This window comes from Devosia ginsengisoli, from assembly GCF_007859655.1.
Classification (GTDB): domain Bacteria; phylum Pseudomonadota; class Alphaproteobacteria; order Rhizobiales; family Devosiaceae; genus Devosia; species Devosia ginsengisoli.
This window is the reverse complement of the sequence record NZ_CP042304.1, coordinates 1413806-1431816: the sequence shown is the minus strand read 5'-3', so window position 1 is coordinate 1431816 and position 18011 is coordinate 1413806. Positions and strand designations below refer to the sequence as shown.

The 18011-nt window shown below is 60.8% G+C and carries 18 protein-coding genes; 11 read left to right on the top strand and 7 right to left on the bottom strand.

Going from position 1 to position 18011, the window contains the following annotated elements; all coding sequences use genetic code 11:
* Positions 1 to 5: 5 nt before the first annotated feature.
* The 11 genes from FPZ08_RS07010 to FPZ08_RS06960 all read left to right on the top strand — a co-directional run bounded on the left by FPZ08_RS07010 (position 6) and on the right by FPZ08_RS06960 (position 12732).
* Complete coding sequence (locus FPZ08_RS07010; protein ID WP_146289307.1) at positions 6 to 209, top strand: hypothetical protein; 204 nt, start codon at positions 6 to 8, stop codon at positions 207 to 209.
* A gap of 130 nt (positions 210 to 339) precedes the next feature.
* Positions 340 to 1524 (top strand): phage tail tube protein, encoded by a 1185-nt coding sequence (locus FPZ08_RS07005; protein WP_146289306.1) that lies wholly within the window; start codon positions 340 to 342, stop codon positions 1522 to 1524.
* A 97-nt stretch (positions 1525 to 1621) separates the two neighbouring features.
* Entirely contained in the window at positions 1622 to 2074 is a 453-nt protein-coding gene (locus FPZ08_RS07000) for a hypothetical protein (protein ID WP_146289305.1), read from the top strand.
* 86 nt (positions 2075 to 2160) lie between these two features.
* Positions 2161 to 2442 (top strand): phage tail assembly chaperone, encoded by a 282-nt coding sequence (locus tag FPZ08_RS06995; RefSeq protein WP_246132821.1) that lies wholly within the window; start codon positions 2161 to 2163, stop codon positions 2440 to 2442.
* Positions 2439 to 4733: a phage tail length tape measure family protein gene (locus FPZ08_RS22150; protein ID WP_210246866.1), complete on the top strand. Its 2295-nt coding sequence runs from the start codon at positions 2439 to 2441 to the stop codon at positions 4731 to 4733. The genes FPZ08_RS06995 and FPZ08_RS22150 overlap by 4 nt, the downstream gene beginning before the upstream one ends.
* 1 nt (position 4734) lies before the next feature.
* Positions 4735 to 5385, top strand: coding sequence for a hypothetical protein (locus FPZ08_RS06985; protein ID WP_146289303.1), 651 nt, complete (start codon positions 4735 to 4737; stop codon positions 5383 to 5385).
* 3 nt (positions 5386 to 5388) lie between these two features.
* Positions 5389 to 6009 carry a hypothetical protein gene (locus FPZ08_RS06980; protein WP_146289302.1) on the top strand — a complete coding sequence of 207 codons (621 nt, stop codon included), beginning with the start codon at positions 5389 to 5391 and terminating at the stop codon, positions 6007 to 6009.
* Between the two features lie 6 nt (positions 6010 to 6015).
* Complete coding sequence (locus tag FPZ08_RS06975) at positions 6016 to 8472, top strand: phage tail protein (RefSeq protein WP_146289301.1); 2457 nt, start codon at positions 6016 to 6018, stop codon at positions 8470 to 8472.
* Positions 8472 to 9320, top strand: a complete 849-nt coding sequence (locus FPZ08_RS06970; RefSeq protein ID WP_146289300.1) for a hypothetical protein — start codon at positions 8472 to 8474, stop codon at positions 9318 to 9320. Before FPZ08_RS06975 ends, FPZ08_RS06970 begins: the two co-directional genes overlap by 1 nt.
* Positions 9317 to 10117: a hypothetical protein gene (locus tag FPZ08_RS06965; RefSeq protein ID WP_146289299.1), complete on the top strand. Its 801-nt coding sequence runs from the start codon at positions 9317 to 9319 to the stop codon at positions 10115 to 10117. The genes FPZ08_RS06970 and FPZ08_RS06965 overlap by 4 nt, the downstream gene beginning before the upstream one ends.
* 14 nt (positions 10118 to 10131) lie before the next feature.
* Complete coding sequence (locus FPZ08_RS06960) at positions 10132 to 12732, top strand: hypothetical protein (protein WP_146289298.1); 2601 nt, start codon at positions 10132 to 10134, stop codon at positions 12730 to 12732.
* Here FPZ08_RS06960 and FPZ08_RS06955 read toward each other — a convergent pair.
* The 7 genes from FPZ08_RS06955 to FPZ08_RS06925 form a co-directional block, all read right to left on the bottom strand.
* Positions 12719 to 13672 (bottom strand): SGNH/GDSL hydrolase family protein, encoded by a 954-nt coding sequence (locus FPZ08_RS06955; RefSeq protein WP_146289297.1) that lies wholly within the window; start codon positions 13670 to 13672, stop codon positions 12719 to 12721. The two genes, FPZ08_RS06960 and FPZ08_RS06955, sit on opposite strands and share 14 nt — an antisense overlap.
* 7 nt (positions 13673 to 13679) lie before the next feature.
* A complete protein-coding gene (locus FPZ08_RS06950) occupies positions 13680 to 15140 on the bottom strand; it encodes an MBOAT family O-acyltransferase (protein WP_146289296.1) in 1461 nt (486 codons plus the stop codon).
* Positions 15141 to 15192: 52 nt separating this feature from the next.
* Entirely contained in the window at positions 15193 to 16731 is a 1539-nt protein-coding gene (locus FPZ08_RS06945; protein WP_146289295.1) for a hypothetical protein, read from the bottom strand.
* A 64-nt stretch (positions 16732 to 16795) separates the two neighbouring features.
* On the bottom strand, positions 16796 to 16999 hold the full coding sequence (locus FPZ08_RS06940) for a hypothetical protein (protein WP_146289294.1): 204 nt from the start codon (positions 16997 to 16999) through the stop codon (positions 16796 to 16798).
* Positions 17000 to 17072: 73 nt separating this feature from the next.
* Positions 17073 to 17312, bottom strand: a complete 240-nt coding sequence (locus tag FPZ08_RS06935) for a hypothetical protein (RefSeq protein WP_146289293.1) — start codon at positions 17310 to 17312, stop codon at positions 17073 to 17075.
* A 2-nt stretch (positions 17313 to 17314) separates the two neighbouring features.
* A complete protein-coding gene (locus FPZ08_RS22990) occupies positions 17315 to 17620 on the bottom strand; it encodes a DUF982 domain-containing protein (protein ID WP_425457597.1) in 306 nt (101 codons plus the stop codon).
* Positions 17621 to 17770: 150 nt separating this feature from the next.
* Positions 17771 to 18001 (bottom strand): hypothetical protein, encoded by a 231-nt coding sequence (locus tag FPZ08_RS06925; protein WP_146289291.1) that lies wholly within the window; start codon positions 17999 to 18001, stop codon positions 17771 to 17773.
* Between the last annotated feature and the right edge of the window lie 10 nt (positions 18002 to 18011).

Here is an 18011-nt window from a genome sequence, read left to right as displayed (position 1 = left end):
TGCAAATGAACATACCCAAGACCCGCCAAATCACGATGCAGAACGCGACCGAAGTCACAGTTGATCGGATTCCCACCGACGACGGGCGCGAGATCGAAAGTCGATGGCCGTCCGACGATGGCCAGGATGTGCCGGGCTGGGAATACGAAACCCTGCGCACCATGAGCGGCGAAGTTTACCGCGTCCCCGTTCGGCAGACCGAACACTGAATTCCGGCGCGAGCCGGTAGCCTCACACGCCCTTAGGCAAGGCGAACCGCCAACGTCGCGATGACGTGGGCAATCCCCGTAACAGCCCCTCGGCACTGCCGCAGGGGCTTTTCTGATGGAGCCTACTCCTATGTATCAGTCAGGCCGGAATGTGCTTGTCTCCCGCAAGCGCGAAGTCTCGTTTGGCGTGCTGCCTGGCGCGACCGACGCCAAGGTCTGCCGCATCAACTCGGGCGGTCTCAACCTCGCCAAGGAACCGATCAACAGCAACGAACTGCGTTCGGATGGTATGTCGACGCGCGGGCGCCACGGCTCCCGGTCGGTAACAGGCAGCTACCCTGTCGATCTTTCGGTCGGAACGTTTGACGACATGATTGAGGCCGTGTTCCGCAGCACGTTCAGCGCTGCGCTTGAGCTTGACGAGACCGACTTCACCTCGATCACCACGACCGCGAACACCATCGTCCTGGCTTCGGGCTCCCCGATTGCCCTCGGCCTGCGCATCGGGGATATCATTCGCCTGACGGGGCACGCGACGGCGGCCAACAACTCGCGCAACCTGCGCATCACGGACCTTGATGCCACCACGATCACGGTCGCGGAGACTCTGATCGCGGATGCCGTGGCCGATACTGCAGCGTCCATTTCCCGGCCGAAATCACTGGTCCAGGGTGTTACCCCCTACAGCTACACCTTCGAAGAATACGAGGCCGATATCGACGGCACCGAGATCTTCACCGGCTGCCGTATCGGCTCGATGCAGCTTCAGCTTCAGCCCAACGGCATGACAATGCTGACCTTCGGCATTGTCGGCCAGGACATGGACGCTCTGGAGGGTGCTGAGGCGCCGTATTTCACCGACCCAACCAAGACCACAAGCATCGGCCTGACGGCGGTGGAGGCTAAGATCATGCTGGGTGGCGTCGATGTTCTCGACGTGTCCAGCATCGATCTGACGTTGCAGCTCAATGCCTCGGGAACGCCTGTCGTCGGCTCGGTGCTGACGCCGGAAGTGTTCACCAATTCGGCCCAGATCACCCTGTCTGTGACGGCGCTGAAGAAGGATATCGCCCGGGTGCAGCAGTACCTCGATGAGGACGAACTGAGCCTGCATCTGGTGTTCGAGGAAAACGAAAGTGGCGCCGCCGACTTCTGCGCCTTCTACCTGCCAAACATCACCCTGGCGAGCGCCACCAAGAGCGAGCTTGGTCAGGACAATGGCCGCACCGTCACCTTCACCTGCCTTGTGGGTGTCGATGAGCGGGGCGGGGCCTATCCGAACACGATGATCGGCTTCCAGACGAGCGCCGCTTAATCCCATCGGCCCGACAGCCGAACCAACGTCGCTCCGGCGACCAGAGGAGTGGCGTGTCGGCGCCGCTCCTCGCCCCTTCCGACAAAGGAAATACGATATGACCGACACTGCCAAAAAGGCCGTGCCTTCCTTCAGTCTCGACGCATTCGAGGCTTCCGATACTGGCAAAATGCAGGTGCTCGATGCCGCCGGCAATCCGACCGGCTGGTTCTGGGAATTCGCCGGCCCCGGCCATCCCAAGACCGAAGCGCTGAATAACCGCCTCGCCCGCGAACGGCTGCACAAGTCCGCTCAGATCGAGCAGAGCCAGGTCAACGGCCGGAAGTGGAAGGCGGAAGAGGAAATCCCCGACGCGGTTCGGGCCAAGAACATTGCCGATCTGGTCGCGCGCATCGTCGGCTGGTCCGAAGTGATCATCGGCGACAAGCCCTTCCCGTTCTCGCCTGAGAACGCCATTGAATTCCTCTCCCATCCCAAGCGGGTTGGCGTGCTGACCCAGGCTATGGAGTTCCTGGCGGCCGAGAAATCTTTTTCGCCGCGCTCCGAATAGACCTGCTGGACTATGCGGAGCGCGAATTCGCGCTGTCGGCTGTCGATAAAGATGGCCATTCCTACCGGGAACACCTGCAGGGGCAGTTGAGCCGGTCGCGGACGCCGGAACGGAAAGCCGAGCTTGAGGCCGAATTGGCCTTGCCGCCATTCCCCGAAGCGCTGCGCTACTTGTGGACGGCGTTTCGCCGCATCCGGAGCCGCAATGGCGGCAATGGATATGGCCCCACACCGATCTCCTGGGCTGATCTGGACGCCTTCGACCGGCTCTCCGGACTTCGCCTGCTTCCATGGGAGATCGAGATCATCGAAGTGCTCGATGACGCCTATTTCGCCGCCCGCCACAACCAAGAGGACGATCCGCAATGACCGATGTTGTGACCCGGCTGATCGTCCGTGCAGATGGATCGCTGGCGACCCTCGACCAGTTCGGCAAGAAGATGTCGGACGCCGGTCAGGCTGCCGATATGGCCACCGGTGGCGTTGCCCGTTTCGAGGCCGCCCAGAAACGGATGCAGGACGCCCAGCAGCGTGGCCTGGCGGTCACGACTGAAAGCGTGGCCCGCCGCACGAAGGAGCAGCGGGTTTTCGAGCAGGCCGCCAGTTCCATCGACAGGCAGTTTGCCCTGCGAATCCGACTGCAGCAGCAGGCGGAAAAGTCAGCGGTAGCCATGTCCAACGCTGTGGCCGCAGGCTATTTGCGTGAAGAACAGGCCCTGGAACTGTTGATGCAGCAGGAGCGGCAGCACGCCGCCCAACTGAGCCAGCAGCCCGGCAGGGGCATGGTGGGCGTGGGTGGATCGTTCAACACGGCGAACATTGCAGCTCAGTTCCAGGATATCGGTGTGACGGCGGCCATGGGCATGAATCCGCTCCAGATCGCCCTGCAGCAGGGCACGCAGCTTTCCGCGGTCTTTGCGACGATGGAAAAGCCGTTGGAGGGCATCGTGACGGGCCTTCGGGCAATCATCAGCCCATTGTCGCTGATGACTATCGGGATCATCGCGCTGGTCGCTGCAGGCCTTCAGTTCGTGGACTGGGGTGCTGCGGCCGAGATGACGCTGAATTTCCTCGCCGATGGGCTGGAAGTCATCGCACCCTATGCTGCGGCAGCGGCTGTCGGTCTGGCGCTGCTGTATTCCCCGGCGATCATTTCCGGGTTGGTTACGGTGGTCGGTTCGCTCGGCACGGTCGCCAAGGCCGTCTGGGGCGTTGCCACGGCCATTTATGCCACCGTTGGTCTGCCCGCGCTGCTCATTGCTGGCTTCGTTGCCATCGTCGCTGGTGCGGTCATCTGGCGGGACGAACTGACCAAGATGCTGGGCGTCGATATCGTCGGGGCGGCGCAGGATGGTATCAACTTCATCATCGGTGCCTTCGTCGGTGGGTTTAAGGGCATCCAGGTGCTGTGGGCCACGCTTCCAGCGGTGTTGGGCGACATCACCATCCAGGCCGCGCAATCGGTTCTCGATGGCATCACGACCATGCTGAATGAAAGCCGGACGCAGGTTCTGGGCTTCCTGTCGTGGGTCTCCACGCTGCCATTGCCAGGCGTCAATCATCTGGCCGCCGCCGGCGTCGGTGCCCTGGCAGGCGCTGGCGAATTGACCGCGCCACAAATTCCCAACCGCAACGCTGGAGCTGCGGCTGCCGTTGCCAGTTATTCCGAACAGGCCATGAGCGATGCCATGGCGACCGACTATCTGGGCGAGGCCGTCACGTTTGTTCAGGGTGCCGCGTCTGGCGCGGCTGATGCTTTGCGCGGCCTTGCTGACAGCATGGGTGTCGATGAAAAGGCATCCAAGGCGGCTGCAAAAGAGGCCGAGCGGCAGGCCGAAGCCTATCGTGATCTGACCCGTGATGCCCGCCAGTTCATCGCCGAGCAGCATCTTGAGGCCCAGGCGCTCGGTATGACCGAGGAGGCTGCCAACCGGCTCCGCTACGAGCAGGACATGCTCAACAAGGCGGCGAACGACAACATCAAGCTGTCGAGCGAACAGCGGGCAGAAATCTCCGGGCTGGCGGCCGAGATGGTAGCGGCAGAGGAATCGACCCGGCGTCTGACCGAAATCTACGATCTCGGCAAAGAGGTGTTCTCCGGCTTCTTTGCCGACATGAAGTCGGGCCTTCGTGAGGGGCAGTCCTTCTGGGAAGCGCTTGGCAATGCCGGGGCGAATGCTCTCGACAAGATCGCTGATCGCGCTCTCACCATGGCCGCTAATGGCATCTTCGACATGATCTTTGGCGCTGTGATGGGTGGGTTCACCGGAGGTTTTGGCGGTGGAATGGGTAGCGGCCTGTTCGGCACCAGCTCGATCACCGGCAGCAGCGGAGGGTTCTTCCCCGGCTTTGCTGGCGGTGGAGACACGGGTTATGGCCCCCGCACTGGCGGGCTGGATGGGCAGGGCGGCTTCCTCGCGATGCTTCACCCTCGTGAGACGGTCATCGACCACACCCGGCCGCGACCGGCAAATCAGAACCAGAGCAACGACAATGGCCGCTCCGGCGACCTGGTCATCAACAACGTGATCAACGTCCCTGCCGGCACATCGCCGGAAACCGCTCCGGCACTGGCCCGCGAGATCACCAAGGAGGTCAAGCGTCAGCTTCCCGACGCCATCACGAAGTTCAACGCGAACCCGCTTCGGAGGGCCAGCTAAAATGGCGCTTGCTGACCCGTTCGCCGCAGCGGACTTCGCTGAGCTATTCAAGGTGCAGGACTGGCAGTTCGTCCAGGGATTCCAACAGCAGCGCTCGGCCACGGGCGGCGGGGAGACCCATTATGCCGACCGGGCGCCTTCGCTATGGCGTGCAGAGACAACTACGGTCCCTATGCTCAACGCCGAGGCGGAGGGCGTCATGGCGCTGATCAACAGTCGGGCAGGGGGACTGAAAACCGTCCTGCTCTACAATAAGCGACTGCCATACCCTGCAAGCGACCCGGACGGTTCAGTCATCGGCTCGACCGTGCCCGCCATCAACGTCATCACCGACCGGCTGCATGTGTCGTTTTCGGGCTTTCCGGCTGGGTATGAAATCCCGCTTGGCACCTATTTCGGCATCGTATTCGACACGTCCCGCTATTACCTCGGCCAGTTCGCCGAGGCGAGAACGGCCAACCCCATCACCGGGGCGGTTGCATCGGCAGAAATCTGGCCGCCGCTGCCGGCCTCGATCGCTGGCACGCCGGACGTGATCATCAAGAAGCCCTGCGCCAAATTCCGCATCGAGCCTGGCAGTGCATTCCCGACCAAGCAGGGCGGGCTGCATAGCGAAATCCAGTTCTCGGCCGAGCAAACCTATAGCCGGTAGCCCATGCCCTATGATGTTGAAACCATAACCGCCCTCGAAAGCGGAGCCTTGGTGCTGCGCGATTTCTGGACCTGCCACGGCAAGACGCTGGGCGGTGCTGCGGAGACGTTCAACTACTGGACCGGCGAAGACAATGTGTCGGTCAACGTGGTTCCGCCCGGTGCAGAAACGCCAGTCAGCCGTGACTATCGCGGCGGCGGCACGCTGCTGGCCGTTCCTGAGATTGTCGATGCCATCGGGCTGGAAGCCCGGTCGGTGAGCTACGGCTTCGACCATATCAGCAAGGCCGCTGATGGCCCGATGGATATGGTGTTCGGACACAATGTCAGAGTGGCCCGTGTCGAGTTTCACCGCGGAGTTTTCGATCCAGCGACGTGGAACCTGGTGGCCGCGCCGCACCTGCTTTTCTCGGGCCGGATCGATGGTGCCGAGGTGCAGGACGCACCAGCCGGCGGCGAGGGTGGGTTGTCCATTACGGCCGTCAACGACTCCATCGATCTCACCAAGACCAATCCCGCCATGGAATCCGATGAGCAGCAGCGCCTGCGCAGCGGCGACCGCTTCCGTCGATACGGCGATACCGCCGGGCAAATTCAGACGGCTTGGGGCCAGGCGAAGGGATAGCAGCGCATGGACCCGTTCAGCCTTGTCATCCAGCTCGTCGTCGGGCTGGTGCTTTCCCTTGCCTCGACCCTGCTCAAGCAGGCGTTCAGCAGGCCACAGGACCAGAAGACTGCTACCGGCACGCGCGGCACTGTCTCGATTGGAGGCAGGGTTCCGCAGTCATTCCTCATCGGCACCGTGGCGGACGCTGGCAAGCTGGAATACCGCAATGCGTGGGGCAATGACGGCGAAGTGCCGAATGCCTACCTGACCGACGTTTACTCGTTTGGCGATCTGCCAGTCACCGGTATGGCAGGCATTTTCGTCAATGGCATCCGGCGCACCGTGTCTGGCACAGGCGTCGTGGCACAGGGCAATCCAGTCGTTCTTGCGGAAGATGGCGGGACGCGTCGGCTGTGGCGGAAGTTCTTCGACGGCGCACAGACGACGGCCGATAGCTATTTGGTCAGCAAGTTCGGCAGCGATGCCGACCGCGCTTGGACCAGCGACATGATTGGCCGCGGCGTGCCGGTGCTGATCACGACGGCCTTGTGGTCGGAAACGACATGGACCGGCTTTCCGAGCTTTGTGGGCGAGTTCCAGGGTATCAAGCTCTATGACCCCCGGCAGGACAGCACTGCGGGCGGCTCTGGCTCTCAGCGCTGGGACGATCCGAGCACCTGGGCGTTCTCGGACAACAACCTTGTCATCGTCTACAACATCGAGCGAGGCATTCACTACAGCCCAGCCGGCGCCACGACCCTCGGCGCGCATATCTGGGGCGGCCGCAAAACAGCGGCGCAGTTGCCATATGACGCTTGGGCGGCGGCGATGGACGCCTGTGACCTGGCGATCAACCTCAAGGGCGGTGGCACGGAAAAACAGTTCCGCGGCGGCCGCAAGATCAGCCTCAACGAGCGGCCGGCCGATGTCATCAAGGATTTCCTGATCGGCGCCAATGCCCGTATCTGCCATGGCAGCGACGGCACGGTATGGCCGCTGGTTGGCGTGCCAGATGAGGCGGATTTCTCCTTCACCGATGCTGATGTGCTGGCGACCGAGGAACTGGGCTCGATCCCGTTTCCGAACCTCGACGAAATCATCAATGGTGCGACGGCCACCTATCGGGAACCGAGCCAGGCCTGGGAAGACAAGGAAACCGCTCCCTATTATCGCAGCGACCTTGAGGAAGAGGATGACGGGCGTCGCCAGGTAGAGGGGCTGTCGCTTGAAACGACGTTCTCCGGCACACAGGCGCAGCGCATCCTCAAGGCGGTTGTGGAAGAGGGCAGGCGGTTCGGCCGCCACGTCGTCGCGCTGCCTGCCGCATACGCGCAATTCCGACCCTTGCAGGTGGGGGCGTGGACCTCGGATCGCTTCGGATATTCGGGCAAGAAGTTCCTCATCACGGTACGGACGCGACCGATATGGGGCTGGGTGGTGTTTGGCTTGCAGGAGATCGACGCTGCCGACCACGACTGGAATCCAGAGACCGACGAACAGCCGCTGAGCTTTGCGCCGGTGGTGACCAATCGGCCGGCGCCGCAGGAGGTGAGCGGTTTCTCAGTTGCGCCCGGCATTGCCGTGGACAGCGACGGGGTAAGCCGACGTCCGGCGATTGATGTGTTCTGGTCCTCGGCTTCTGTCACCGTCGACGTGCGGGCGGTGCGGATCACCATCCGTCTCGCTGCCGACGAAATCATTGTCTGGGAGGGCGAGGCGCCCCGGCCGGAACTAGGTGAGGCCCGCATCATCCAGGCGCTGCTGCCCAATGAGGACTATGAGGTCCAGATCCAGTACGTGCCATTTTCTGGTCGTGTGACGGTGGAGAGCTCATGGATCCCGGTCACCACACCGAACGTCAAGCTCGGCCCTGACGATATCGACATCACCTTTGCCGATATTGCTGCCGAGATCGTGGAAGACCTGAAATGGATCAGCGAGGGCGTCCGGTCATCTCTCGATAATTTCGAGCGGTTCGGCTCGCTCCTCTCCGAGCAAGACCTGGCCAATTTCAATGATCGAGAAGTCCTCAAGCGGGAGTTGCGCAAGAAAGTCGGCGATCTCGAAGCCAGCTTTGTCGAGATCATCGAGGTGGCGCTTGGGCCGAACGGAGCGATTGCTAACGCTCTGTCCTCCCTCTACGCCGCCATGGGTGGGAACTCCGCACAAGTCATGGTGCGTATGGGTGCCGAGGCCACGCCGGTCGGTGTCGAGGCGCGATGGGGGATGCAGCTATCGACCGATGGCGAGACGTTCGGCAGCGCGGCGTTCTTGGCGCAGATCAATACTGACGGCGAGAGCCAGCTCGTGCTCGATGCTGATCGTACGGTCATCAGCACCGATGGCGGGACCAATGTCGTCGCCCTCTTCAACTCCGAAGGCGCCGTGATCCGCGACATGACGGTTGGCACCATCAAGAGCGCAGACGGTCAGTCCTTCTGGAACCTGACCACAGGCGAATTCCAGATTTCGAGTTCATAATGGCACCCATCATTCGAGCCAGCCGCGTGGTTGACGCGGCGGCCATCTATGAGCCTGCGCCTGGCGCGATCGACCCGGAAGACCCTTTTGACCCGATGCATCGGCCATTGGTCGATCCAGAGAACTGGCTGGCGAACATTAGCTTCCACTCGGAATTCGATTATTGCGAGGTGGCATTCGGGCCCGACGTGGTGGCCGTCAATCATGCAGCGATCGCAGCGGCCACGCCATCAGGTGGTTTTTCGGTCGAGTCCGGGCAGGTCGTATTTGACACGACCGTGACCACGCACACGCTGGCGGTTCACAACCTGGGCTACGTGCCTGACTTCATGGTGGTGGTGGATGGCGACGCGCTCTATCCCGGCTACATCGCCCAGTTCTATGGCGATGGCAGGGCTCGCTATCTTTGCGCCTATGCCACCACAACGCATCTCTGCCTCGAGGTCCGGGCAAGCCGCACCGCCAACGCCATCCCGGCGATATCGAAGAATTACACGGTGCTGATCTTCAAGCAGCCACCGGCACCAAGTGGCGATATTCTGGCCCGTTGGGACCCCGACGACGCCGTGCTGCACCTTGGTCGCGACAAGTTCCGGTCGGATCGTCGCTATCTGCAGGTGGGCTCCAATGGCGATCCATTCGGCTTCGCCCTGGGCCGCACGATCCACCTCAAGAATGGGGCTCCTCGGTTCGTAGACGCTGACGGCACCATCACCGACCCGGTGCCGGCTGCGGCCAGGTGGGCTTTCGCGTCATCCTGGCAGACCAGCGGTTGGACCTTCGGCCCCTCGGCGGCCTACAACGGCACCTTCACCGGCGGCCCCGCGATTCAGGTGCGGGCGCCGTGAGCGGGTTTGTCGGCTATGTCGGTGGCCAACTGGTCATCGAGAAGGATGATCGGCTCGTCCTCTCTACCGGGGACACCCTCGTCCAGTTCTTAACCAGCGAGCAGACGTTCAGCCGAAATTGCGTCTTCCCTGATGTGCCGAAGGGCGAAGGCTATGTCTACAATTTCGACGTGGATTATAGCGCCCTGGCCGAAAGCTACGGCTACGTCTTCAACAATGCATCCTGCGTTCTGGCCAAACCGCAGGAGTGGGAAAACCAGATCACGCTCGGCGCCATCCCTGACGGTGCAGACATCTTCTGGGGGAAGGCGCTGCTCAATCGGACGGTTGGCCCCTCTCATTCTTGGGGCGTTGAAAGCCTGACACCCCGCATCCGGATGAACGACTACATCCAGATCACCGGTAGCTTCCTACTCGAGCAGGTTCGCGGCCTTTCGCGTGCGCTTTCGGTTTTCATCTCCGGTGACAATCTCATCGTCGATCTGCAGCAATCCTGCGGACCGGCGGCTGGGAACTTCGGGAACTGGGGCCAGACAATGGCGCCGGAGGCAGATCGGCGCGGCGGCAATGTCTCGGCGCCTTCGGGGGCAGGGAAGTACGTTCATACCGCCCATAATGGATTTACCGGCAGCGGGACCGTGGACGACTACAGCAACACCTTCCCGGTCCCGACGCTGGTCACCATTGCCGCGCAGTACCAGAACGGCGGGGTGAATGAGGCCCCGTATTCCGACCCGACCGACTATGGCGTGACTTACGCCCTTACCGTCAAAGGCCGCTTCGGCCGGCGCAGTTAATCCAGAGGCATTTTATGACCGAACCCGTTTCCGCTGGCACCGTCACGGTGGCCAATGGCGGCACAACCGTGACCGGAACTGACACCTTCTGGGTGGGAAAGGTGAGGAAGGGCGATCTGTTCACAGTGCCGGCCCAGGGCGTTTTTGCCCGGATCACGGCCGATGCAATGAGCAACACCTCGCTCAGCATCAATGCCTGGCCGGGCACGGAGGTGACGGATGGCGCCTATGAAATCCTGGTCATGCCGGATGAGGTGGGCAACGCGCAGCGAGTTCGAGAGCTGCTGGCGCAAATGAGCGTGGTTGAGGCCAATGGTCGAGGCCTGTTTTTCCGCTTCAGCGACCAGACCGCCGATGCCGATCCTGGCGCGGGCTATCTGCGGACAAACCATATCGACATTGCCAGCTCCACCGGTGGCTATTTCGACAATCTCGACGCCAATGGTGCGACCGTCGCCGCTATCCTTGATAGCTGGGATGATGAAGGCACGGCTGCCGCGCGCGGGCAGGTGTGGCTTCGCTCGGTTGCTGACCCTGCTGCATTCCATGCACTTAAGATCACCGACACGGTCGTTGACGGCACCGGATACCGCAAGCTGACATGGGACTATGTCGGCGGCAGCGGCAGCTTCGCGGCCGATGAAGCAATGATGGTGATGTTCAGTCCGCAGGGCGCCGATGGCACCAATGCCATTCTTGGCGTCTGGCAGGGTGCGTGGGTCACCGCCACGGCATATGATGTCGATGATCTCGTTGAGCAGGATGGCAGCACGTATATCTGCCTTGAGGCGCACACATCGGACGCGTTCTCGACCGACCTGGCCGCCGACAAATGGGACCTGGCGGTTGAGAAGGGCGATCAGGGCAACGCCAGCACGGTTCCTGGCCCCACTGGCCCCAAGGGTATCAACTGGCAGGGCGACTATAGCGCCATGACGGACTATGTCGAAGACGATGGTGTGCTTTACAATGGGTCGTCTTGGCGCGCCCTTCAGGCCACCACAGGCAACGCGCCACCGACACTGCCAACTACCAGCAATACCTACTGGCTGTTGGTAGCAAGGGCCGGGACTGACGGCGCCGGCACTGTGACTAGCATCGTAGCTGGCGATGGCATCGCGGTGGACAATACAGATCCAACGGCCCCGATCATCTCGGTGACGGTCGTGGGAGGAGGTGCGTCAGCGACGCTTGTTGAGGCTGCCGCGTTGACCCCATCTGTGGCTCCCGAGTTCGTTCGGACCGAGGGGTATGCTGAGGCCGGTGATGGCGGGGGCGCCCTTTACAAGAAGGTGGATACCGAGCCGGCGCACGCAGGCAAGTTCTCGGTCACACTGGACGATGGGGTCACTGTCGTCTGGTACGAGATCGCTTCAAATCCGATGACACCAGCGATGGTGGGCGGCAATGCCAATGATGCGGCTGAGATCGCCTTCCGTGCCGGCCTGCCGCTGCGCACCGGCGTGCAGGAAGAGGCCAAGCTATTCTTCAATCCCACGACCGAGGCCGCCGCAAACACCGATACCGCTCGATATGACGCACTCAAGCTTGCCATCGACTGGCAGCGTTCCTGCATGCCGGGGGACGATAGCAAAATCTGGATCGAGATCGCTGACGGCTACCACTATATCGAGGGCGCAGGGTTCGTCCTGCGCGGCGGGCACACCCTATATTTGCGATCGTCCGGCACCTTCACCGCGAAGATCAACGGGGTGTCGAGCTGGGCGCATCAGGGTAGCAATGTCTTCAACCCCGTCGTGCAACTCGATACGCCGCTGCCGGCCGGCATTCTTGGCGGCGATCCCGTTGGCTTCCGAAACGTCATCGGCAATGGTGATGCGGAGGCGTTGACCGGCGGCGGTTTTATTACCTCGATCATTACCGGCGATGCCGGCGCGAGGACCGCGCTGCGAGCGATGATCCGCATCCCGCGCACGACGAGCCCGACTGTTTCGACTACCACAACCTATAGCGCCGGCATTTCCAGCGAACTGCTCATTCCGAATGGTGGTCTGGTCATGACCGGCGGGTGGAACGGATCAAGCCAGGAGGGCTTTTTTGACCTGTGGTGGGGCGCCAGAATGCACTGCGACCAGATCGGATTGTCCTACAATGGCGGGGCCACGACCGACAAAGAACTGATCATGGTCCGCTATGGAGCTCACCTCTATACAAACCAGACTTTGCTCATCGGGGCTGACCCGTCGAGCGGTAAGGTTCTACGCCTCTTCGGTGAAGGCGCTGGCGCCCGCCTCGATGGCTCCATCGTCGGCGGCGGTCAGTATGCTGATCGGCTGGTCTCGGTAGAAGGCCTTGCCGAGTTTACGGGCTCTCGCACGTCATTGGGCCATGCTGCCGGCATTGGGCTGATCCTGGGGCCGGGATGCCGGACCTACTTCAATCAAAACCACATCGCGTCCTGCGATATGGGCGTGCGGGTGACTGGCATGGGCTACGCCAACATCCAGTCGACCCGCGTCTCCGAATGCGTCACCGGCCTGGTTGCCAGTGAAGGCCAGATTTTTGTCGACGCGAACACGATCTTGGATACCAATACCACGCCGTCTACGACTGCGACGAACGGCACAATCATCGGGACGCCTAGTGTCGTTTGACCCCTGCCGAGAGATATGCCGCCAGGGCATCACCACCCGCTCGATTGACGTGGGTGATGTTGAAAAAGTTGTTGATGTCCAGCTCCATGCCGAAGTCGGGCAGAAGGCATACAAAGTCGTCCCGCTGGCGACACGCATCAAGGACCAGTGCTTCGTACCGAGCCAGCACGCCGCCCATGTCCTGCTCATCGAATGCCCTCCGATAGACTGGGGAGAAAAAGAGCACTTTTCGAGGAGCGATGCGGTCGGCGGCATCGAGGGCGGCATCGATCCTGAGCGCCGCCAGTGCCACGTTCGCCTCAAGATCGGCATCCGTAAACACATAGGATGGAGGGAACACCCACTTCTCCATCGCGCCTTCTCCGTGCCGGTCGGCATACTGGTCGCGCAGGCGCGGTATGGCAGCGGCGCCCCAAGGATGGGTTAGGAAGAACGGGAGATATCCACCGGACTCGATAGGCCCTGTCGCGCATGGCCTTGGTTGTTCCCCAGCCATGACAACGCTTAGTTCGTTGACCGTGGGTATTTCGATAAAGAGGACATCCGCCGAAAAGTCACGTGCAGACATCGCGCACAAATACTCAGTCATCAGAGCAAGGTCATGACCGATGGTGGCGCCATTGGCGACGACAACCCCATCCTCATCGGCAAGCTTGGCAAAACGAGCGGGCATGGCGGTGTCAGCGGAGAATGGATATCCGGCGGTGACCGAACTGCCCGAAAAGAGCACATCCAGATCGTCATCGCCGCCAAACCGCTCGTTGAGGTATGCGGCCGCAAGGTCCATATCCTGGGTAGGCAGCAGGCGAAGGTTCGGCCCGCGGATCGTGAATGCTTGACTGGCGTACTTTGCCAGTCCCCACGAGTAGGCGGTGTGGGTTGCGAGCGCGGTCGCAAGGGTGACGGCGAGGGCGGCTAGCAGGCGTGAGGTGCTGAACATCGCCGCCTCAGAAGTTGAAGTAGAGGAAGCTGGCGCCTAGGCCGCCCATGGAAGTCAGCCCAAAATAGAGGGCGACACCCACCAGGGCAGGGAGCGCGTAGCGGCGGAACCATGGCGCTGCGAAGCGCCGACTTGCTGGCCAGCGAAGCCCGTAGATCAGACCGTGAGACCGGGACGCCAGGAGCTCTGAGGTATTGGGTGCGAAAAACGCGATCCCAGCAGCCAGGGCAATGAGAAGAATGCCTACCTGCAACTGCGCAAACTCATTGAAGATCGAAATTCGATCCGAATAGGTGAACATAGGGCCATAGACATTTAGTGCCGTTGTCATGTCCTCGGCGCGAAAGAGCACCCAGCCGAAGACTACAAGCAGGAAGGTCACCGCGACACCGACGACCGCAGGCATTCGTGGCACACCGATGCGTCGGACAATGTGGGACAGGCCGACCAGAGCGCCGTGATATGCGCCCCACAGCAAGAATGCGAAGCCGGCGCCGTGCCAAATGCCGATCAGCACGAAGGCAATGAACAGGTTGAGCATCTGGCGCGAGGGTCCGGACCTGCTGCCGCCGAGGGGAATGTAGATATAGTCGCGCACGAAATAGGATAGCGACATGTGCCAGCGGCGCCAAAACTCATCGATCGACCTCGATTTGTAGGGCGAGAAGAAGTTCATCGGGAAGATGATGCCGACCATCCGGGCCAGCCCCAGCGCCATGTCGGAATAGGCGCTGAAGTCGAAGTAGAGCTGAAAGGAATAGGCGAAAGCGCCGATCCAGGCGTCCAGTGTGGAAAGCGGTCGTGTGCCGGCGCTGGCCGCAGCAAAGACCGGGTCGGCCCAAAAGGACAATGGATCAGCTATCGCCGCCTTCTTGAACAGGCCAAGGGCAAAAAGCGCCAGGCCCGACGACATCAGGATGACCAGTCGTCGGAGAGGAAGCCCCATGAACAGGCGCTGCAGCTTCCATGAGATGTGCTTGTAGCGGACGATCGGTCCAGCGATGAGCTGCGGAAACAGCAGAACATAGGTGGCGTATGTCGGCAGACTGGGGCGGGGTGCTGAACCTCTGCGAATGTCCACCAAGTAACTGATCTGATGGAAGGTCCAGAATGAGATGCCGAGGGGGAGTATGATATCGCCCAGGATAGTACGGGCACCCTCTTTGCCGACGAAGATGCCAGCGGTGAACAGGGCATATTTGAACCAGAACAGTAGGGCTAGATTGAGCGCGATGCCCAGCCAAAATACCGTGCGGGACTCTCTTACGCGCCAGCCGACTGCATAATTGACGACCAGGCTGGCAACCAGCAGCAAGACGAACGGCAAATCCCAGTAAGCGTAGAAAACCAGTGACGCGAGCAGAAGAACCCACCCGTTGACGGAGGGGCGAACTGCGTTGCTTATCAGAAACGCCGCCAGAGTGACCGGCAGAAAAAGGAAGACGAATTCGTAAGAGTTGAACAGCATGGAGGTCCCTATCCCCCTCGGGGTCGCGGCAGTTTATGTGTTCGGCCGCATATTATCGGTCGGCCATGCGAGGGCTTTCGGGGATCGTCACGTCATAGATTGCCCCGGCGTTTAACCCCGAACACAGGTCATTGTCGGCTGCGACGATGATGTGCCCGCCGAGATCCATGTGGTTGTAATATGGGGCCAACTGGCTAACAGGCTGGCCCACAATCTTGATGATGGATGGGTCGGTCACAGACATGGCGCCCGCCTTGAGGGCAGTGCCTGGCAGAACGAAAAGGGCCCCGGCTTCGCTCATATGTCGATGCCCGGTAAACGAAAGGTCGAGGGTGCCGTCCCCATCGAGATCGCCCGCCTTGGGCGAGAGGGTTGCGCTAATCCCGTCGTAGTCTGAGTAACGTGTAGATCCCAACAGCGTTGTTCGGGCTAAGTCCTGAACGTCAACTTTGCCCGCGCTTGCAATCGCGGCACCATCTATCAACATCAGGCGCCCAACAATCTCACCCTCGTCGTTTTTCCATCGCGACTCCGATAGCCAGAAGTCGATTACATCGTCGCCGGTGAAGTCACCAAACGCCCCTGCGAACAACTCGCCTGTCTGAAATCCCGTCAAGGACGCAACTCGATCCGCTGCCCATCCGGTCGAGAGGTTATACACATCGACAGACCCATCAGTGACCGCCAGGAACATTGTCCCGCCTTGAACTGGCATAACGGTAAAGCTGCGAGTGGTAGAAAGGGGGGCTTCTAGCGGTATCGACGCGACGGGACCGCTGCCGATGCTTCCTGGATCAAAGACATCAATGTTATCGCGGTTCGCCACAAGAGCCCATGTTGCGGAACCCTGGTCGAGAAACGACACTTCTTTGCTTGCCAGGTCCTCGTTTTCGTCGAGGGCATAGCCATCTGGTCCCGACAGGACCAAGCGCCCGCCAAGCCAGAAATCATCATCCCCGTCCCCATTGGCGTCGGCAACATTGAAGGAAATGGGTGCGAAATATTGGAGGTCGCCGCGATTGAAAGCGCTGCTGCCGTGGGCGCTCAGCACTGTGGCCGCAAGGCCGGCATTGTCCGCTGCGCTAAGCTCCTGCGATCCGGATGTCACCGGCCAGAATGCATCAAATGGTTCTTCGCCGTGAATCCAATCGGCAGAGCCAAGGTAGGACATCGAGTACATTATTGGGCCGCCAGAGCGTTGGCTCAAGAACGCAACGCGGGCACCAAAATAGATGGCCTGACTAGTCACCAAACTGTCTGATGGGGCTGGACAAAGGGCCAATTCAGAGACGTCGTCGATCTCATAGAACTCACCAATTGCATCGGCATACACGCGGCTGCGCTGGTCAACGTGACCGGTCTGGCGATACCTCTCCATGGAACCGTAATAACTATAGAAGTAGCGATACCAGTCGCGCTCCCTTTGGATGGAAATTGTCGCGTCGTCCGGTGGGGCGACGACCGGCGCAGGCACAGGGGCAGCAACTACCTGTTGATGTGGACGCCATGCTCGATATCCCAAGGCACCGAGAAATGCGCTGAGTACAACAAGGACCGACAGCCCGACGACTTTAACGACGCTGATCTTCATGTGCCCGTCATTAGCATCACATTTTATAGTGACCAAGCAGAGTTCTACTCTTGGCTCTGCAAACTCACATCATCATCCCGAGCGCGACCGTCCCGATCTCGTGGCGCTCCGCATCGGTATATTTGCCGTCCAGCTTCCGAATGACGTTCCATCGGTCACTGCGGCGCTCCTCGAAATCGGTGTCGCCCTTATAGACGGTCGACCAGGCCTCGATAGCCTGTTCGAGAAACCGGGCTTCATCGTCATTCAGCAATAGCAGTTTCGTCACTTCAGCACCTCGCCAGCACCCCCTCCGGCGAACGTAACGCAATTGCTAGATCGGAGGGAGTGCTTGGCCCTGCTTAGGCAGCGCGGTCAAGCGGAAAGCCATCGGCATCGTAGAGGCTTCGAATTTGGGAGGCATCGAAGCGCGTCTCGTCCACCTGCATCACTGCGCCACGCAGAAAGATCGCGGGCATGTCTTCGACAGCGAAGCGAACAGCGTCTGCCACTGAGCCGAAGCGCCTGTACCCGATCTGGCTGGAACCTTTGGTGTTCTTGCCGGGGAAGAGTTCGGCGGGAGCGGAATAGTTGATGATCATGTTCATATCCTTTGTGAGGAGGGATCGTGTGTCGCCGCATGGTGAGGCGCGTGCCGCCAAGCGGGCGTAGGCACGGACAGCGCGACGGCTAGGTTGGCAGAGCGATCGAGAATGCCGGCGCGCTCCGCTGCTGCAATCAGATAGTGACGCGCGGATTCGGCCGACACGAGGTTGTCCAGCGCGCTTCGGCAAATGGCTTTGGCTCGCCTATAATCGACTGTTCGCGGGGCGGACCAGAAATATTCCAGATACTGTATTGCTTCGGCGACGTTGCGCACCTCGTATTTCCCCGATGGACTTGCGTCCATGCGAAGAAAAATAGGTCGCATGAATGGTTTTATTCCCATCAGACGCTCCAAAATATTTGAAAATGTAGAGGTGCGGATTGACCCGTGAAATATATATGGTGCGGATTTAAAGTAATTCAAGGGGTTAGGTCGCCGCAATTTCGGTCGCCATCACCCGGTCGGGGACACCAACGCATAGCCATGTCGTGCGATCCCGGCCTCCACGATCTCGGTCGCAGCGCCGATCAGTTTGTCATCCGTCGTCGTGGTGGCGAAATAGGTCCACTCGTATGACCGCAGGTTCTCTGGAATCGTGGCGTTCGGGCCGGCCGGCAGAATAAGCAGCCTGGGCGTCCCGCCCATTGCCCCGTCCACTTCCGAGATGAACACGTTCACCTGCATCTGAAGCCTC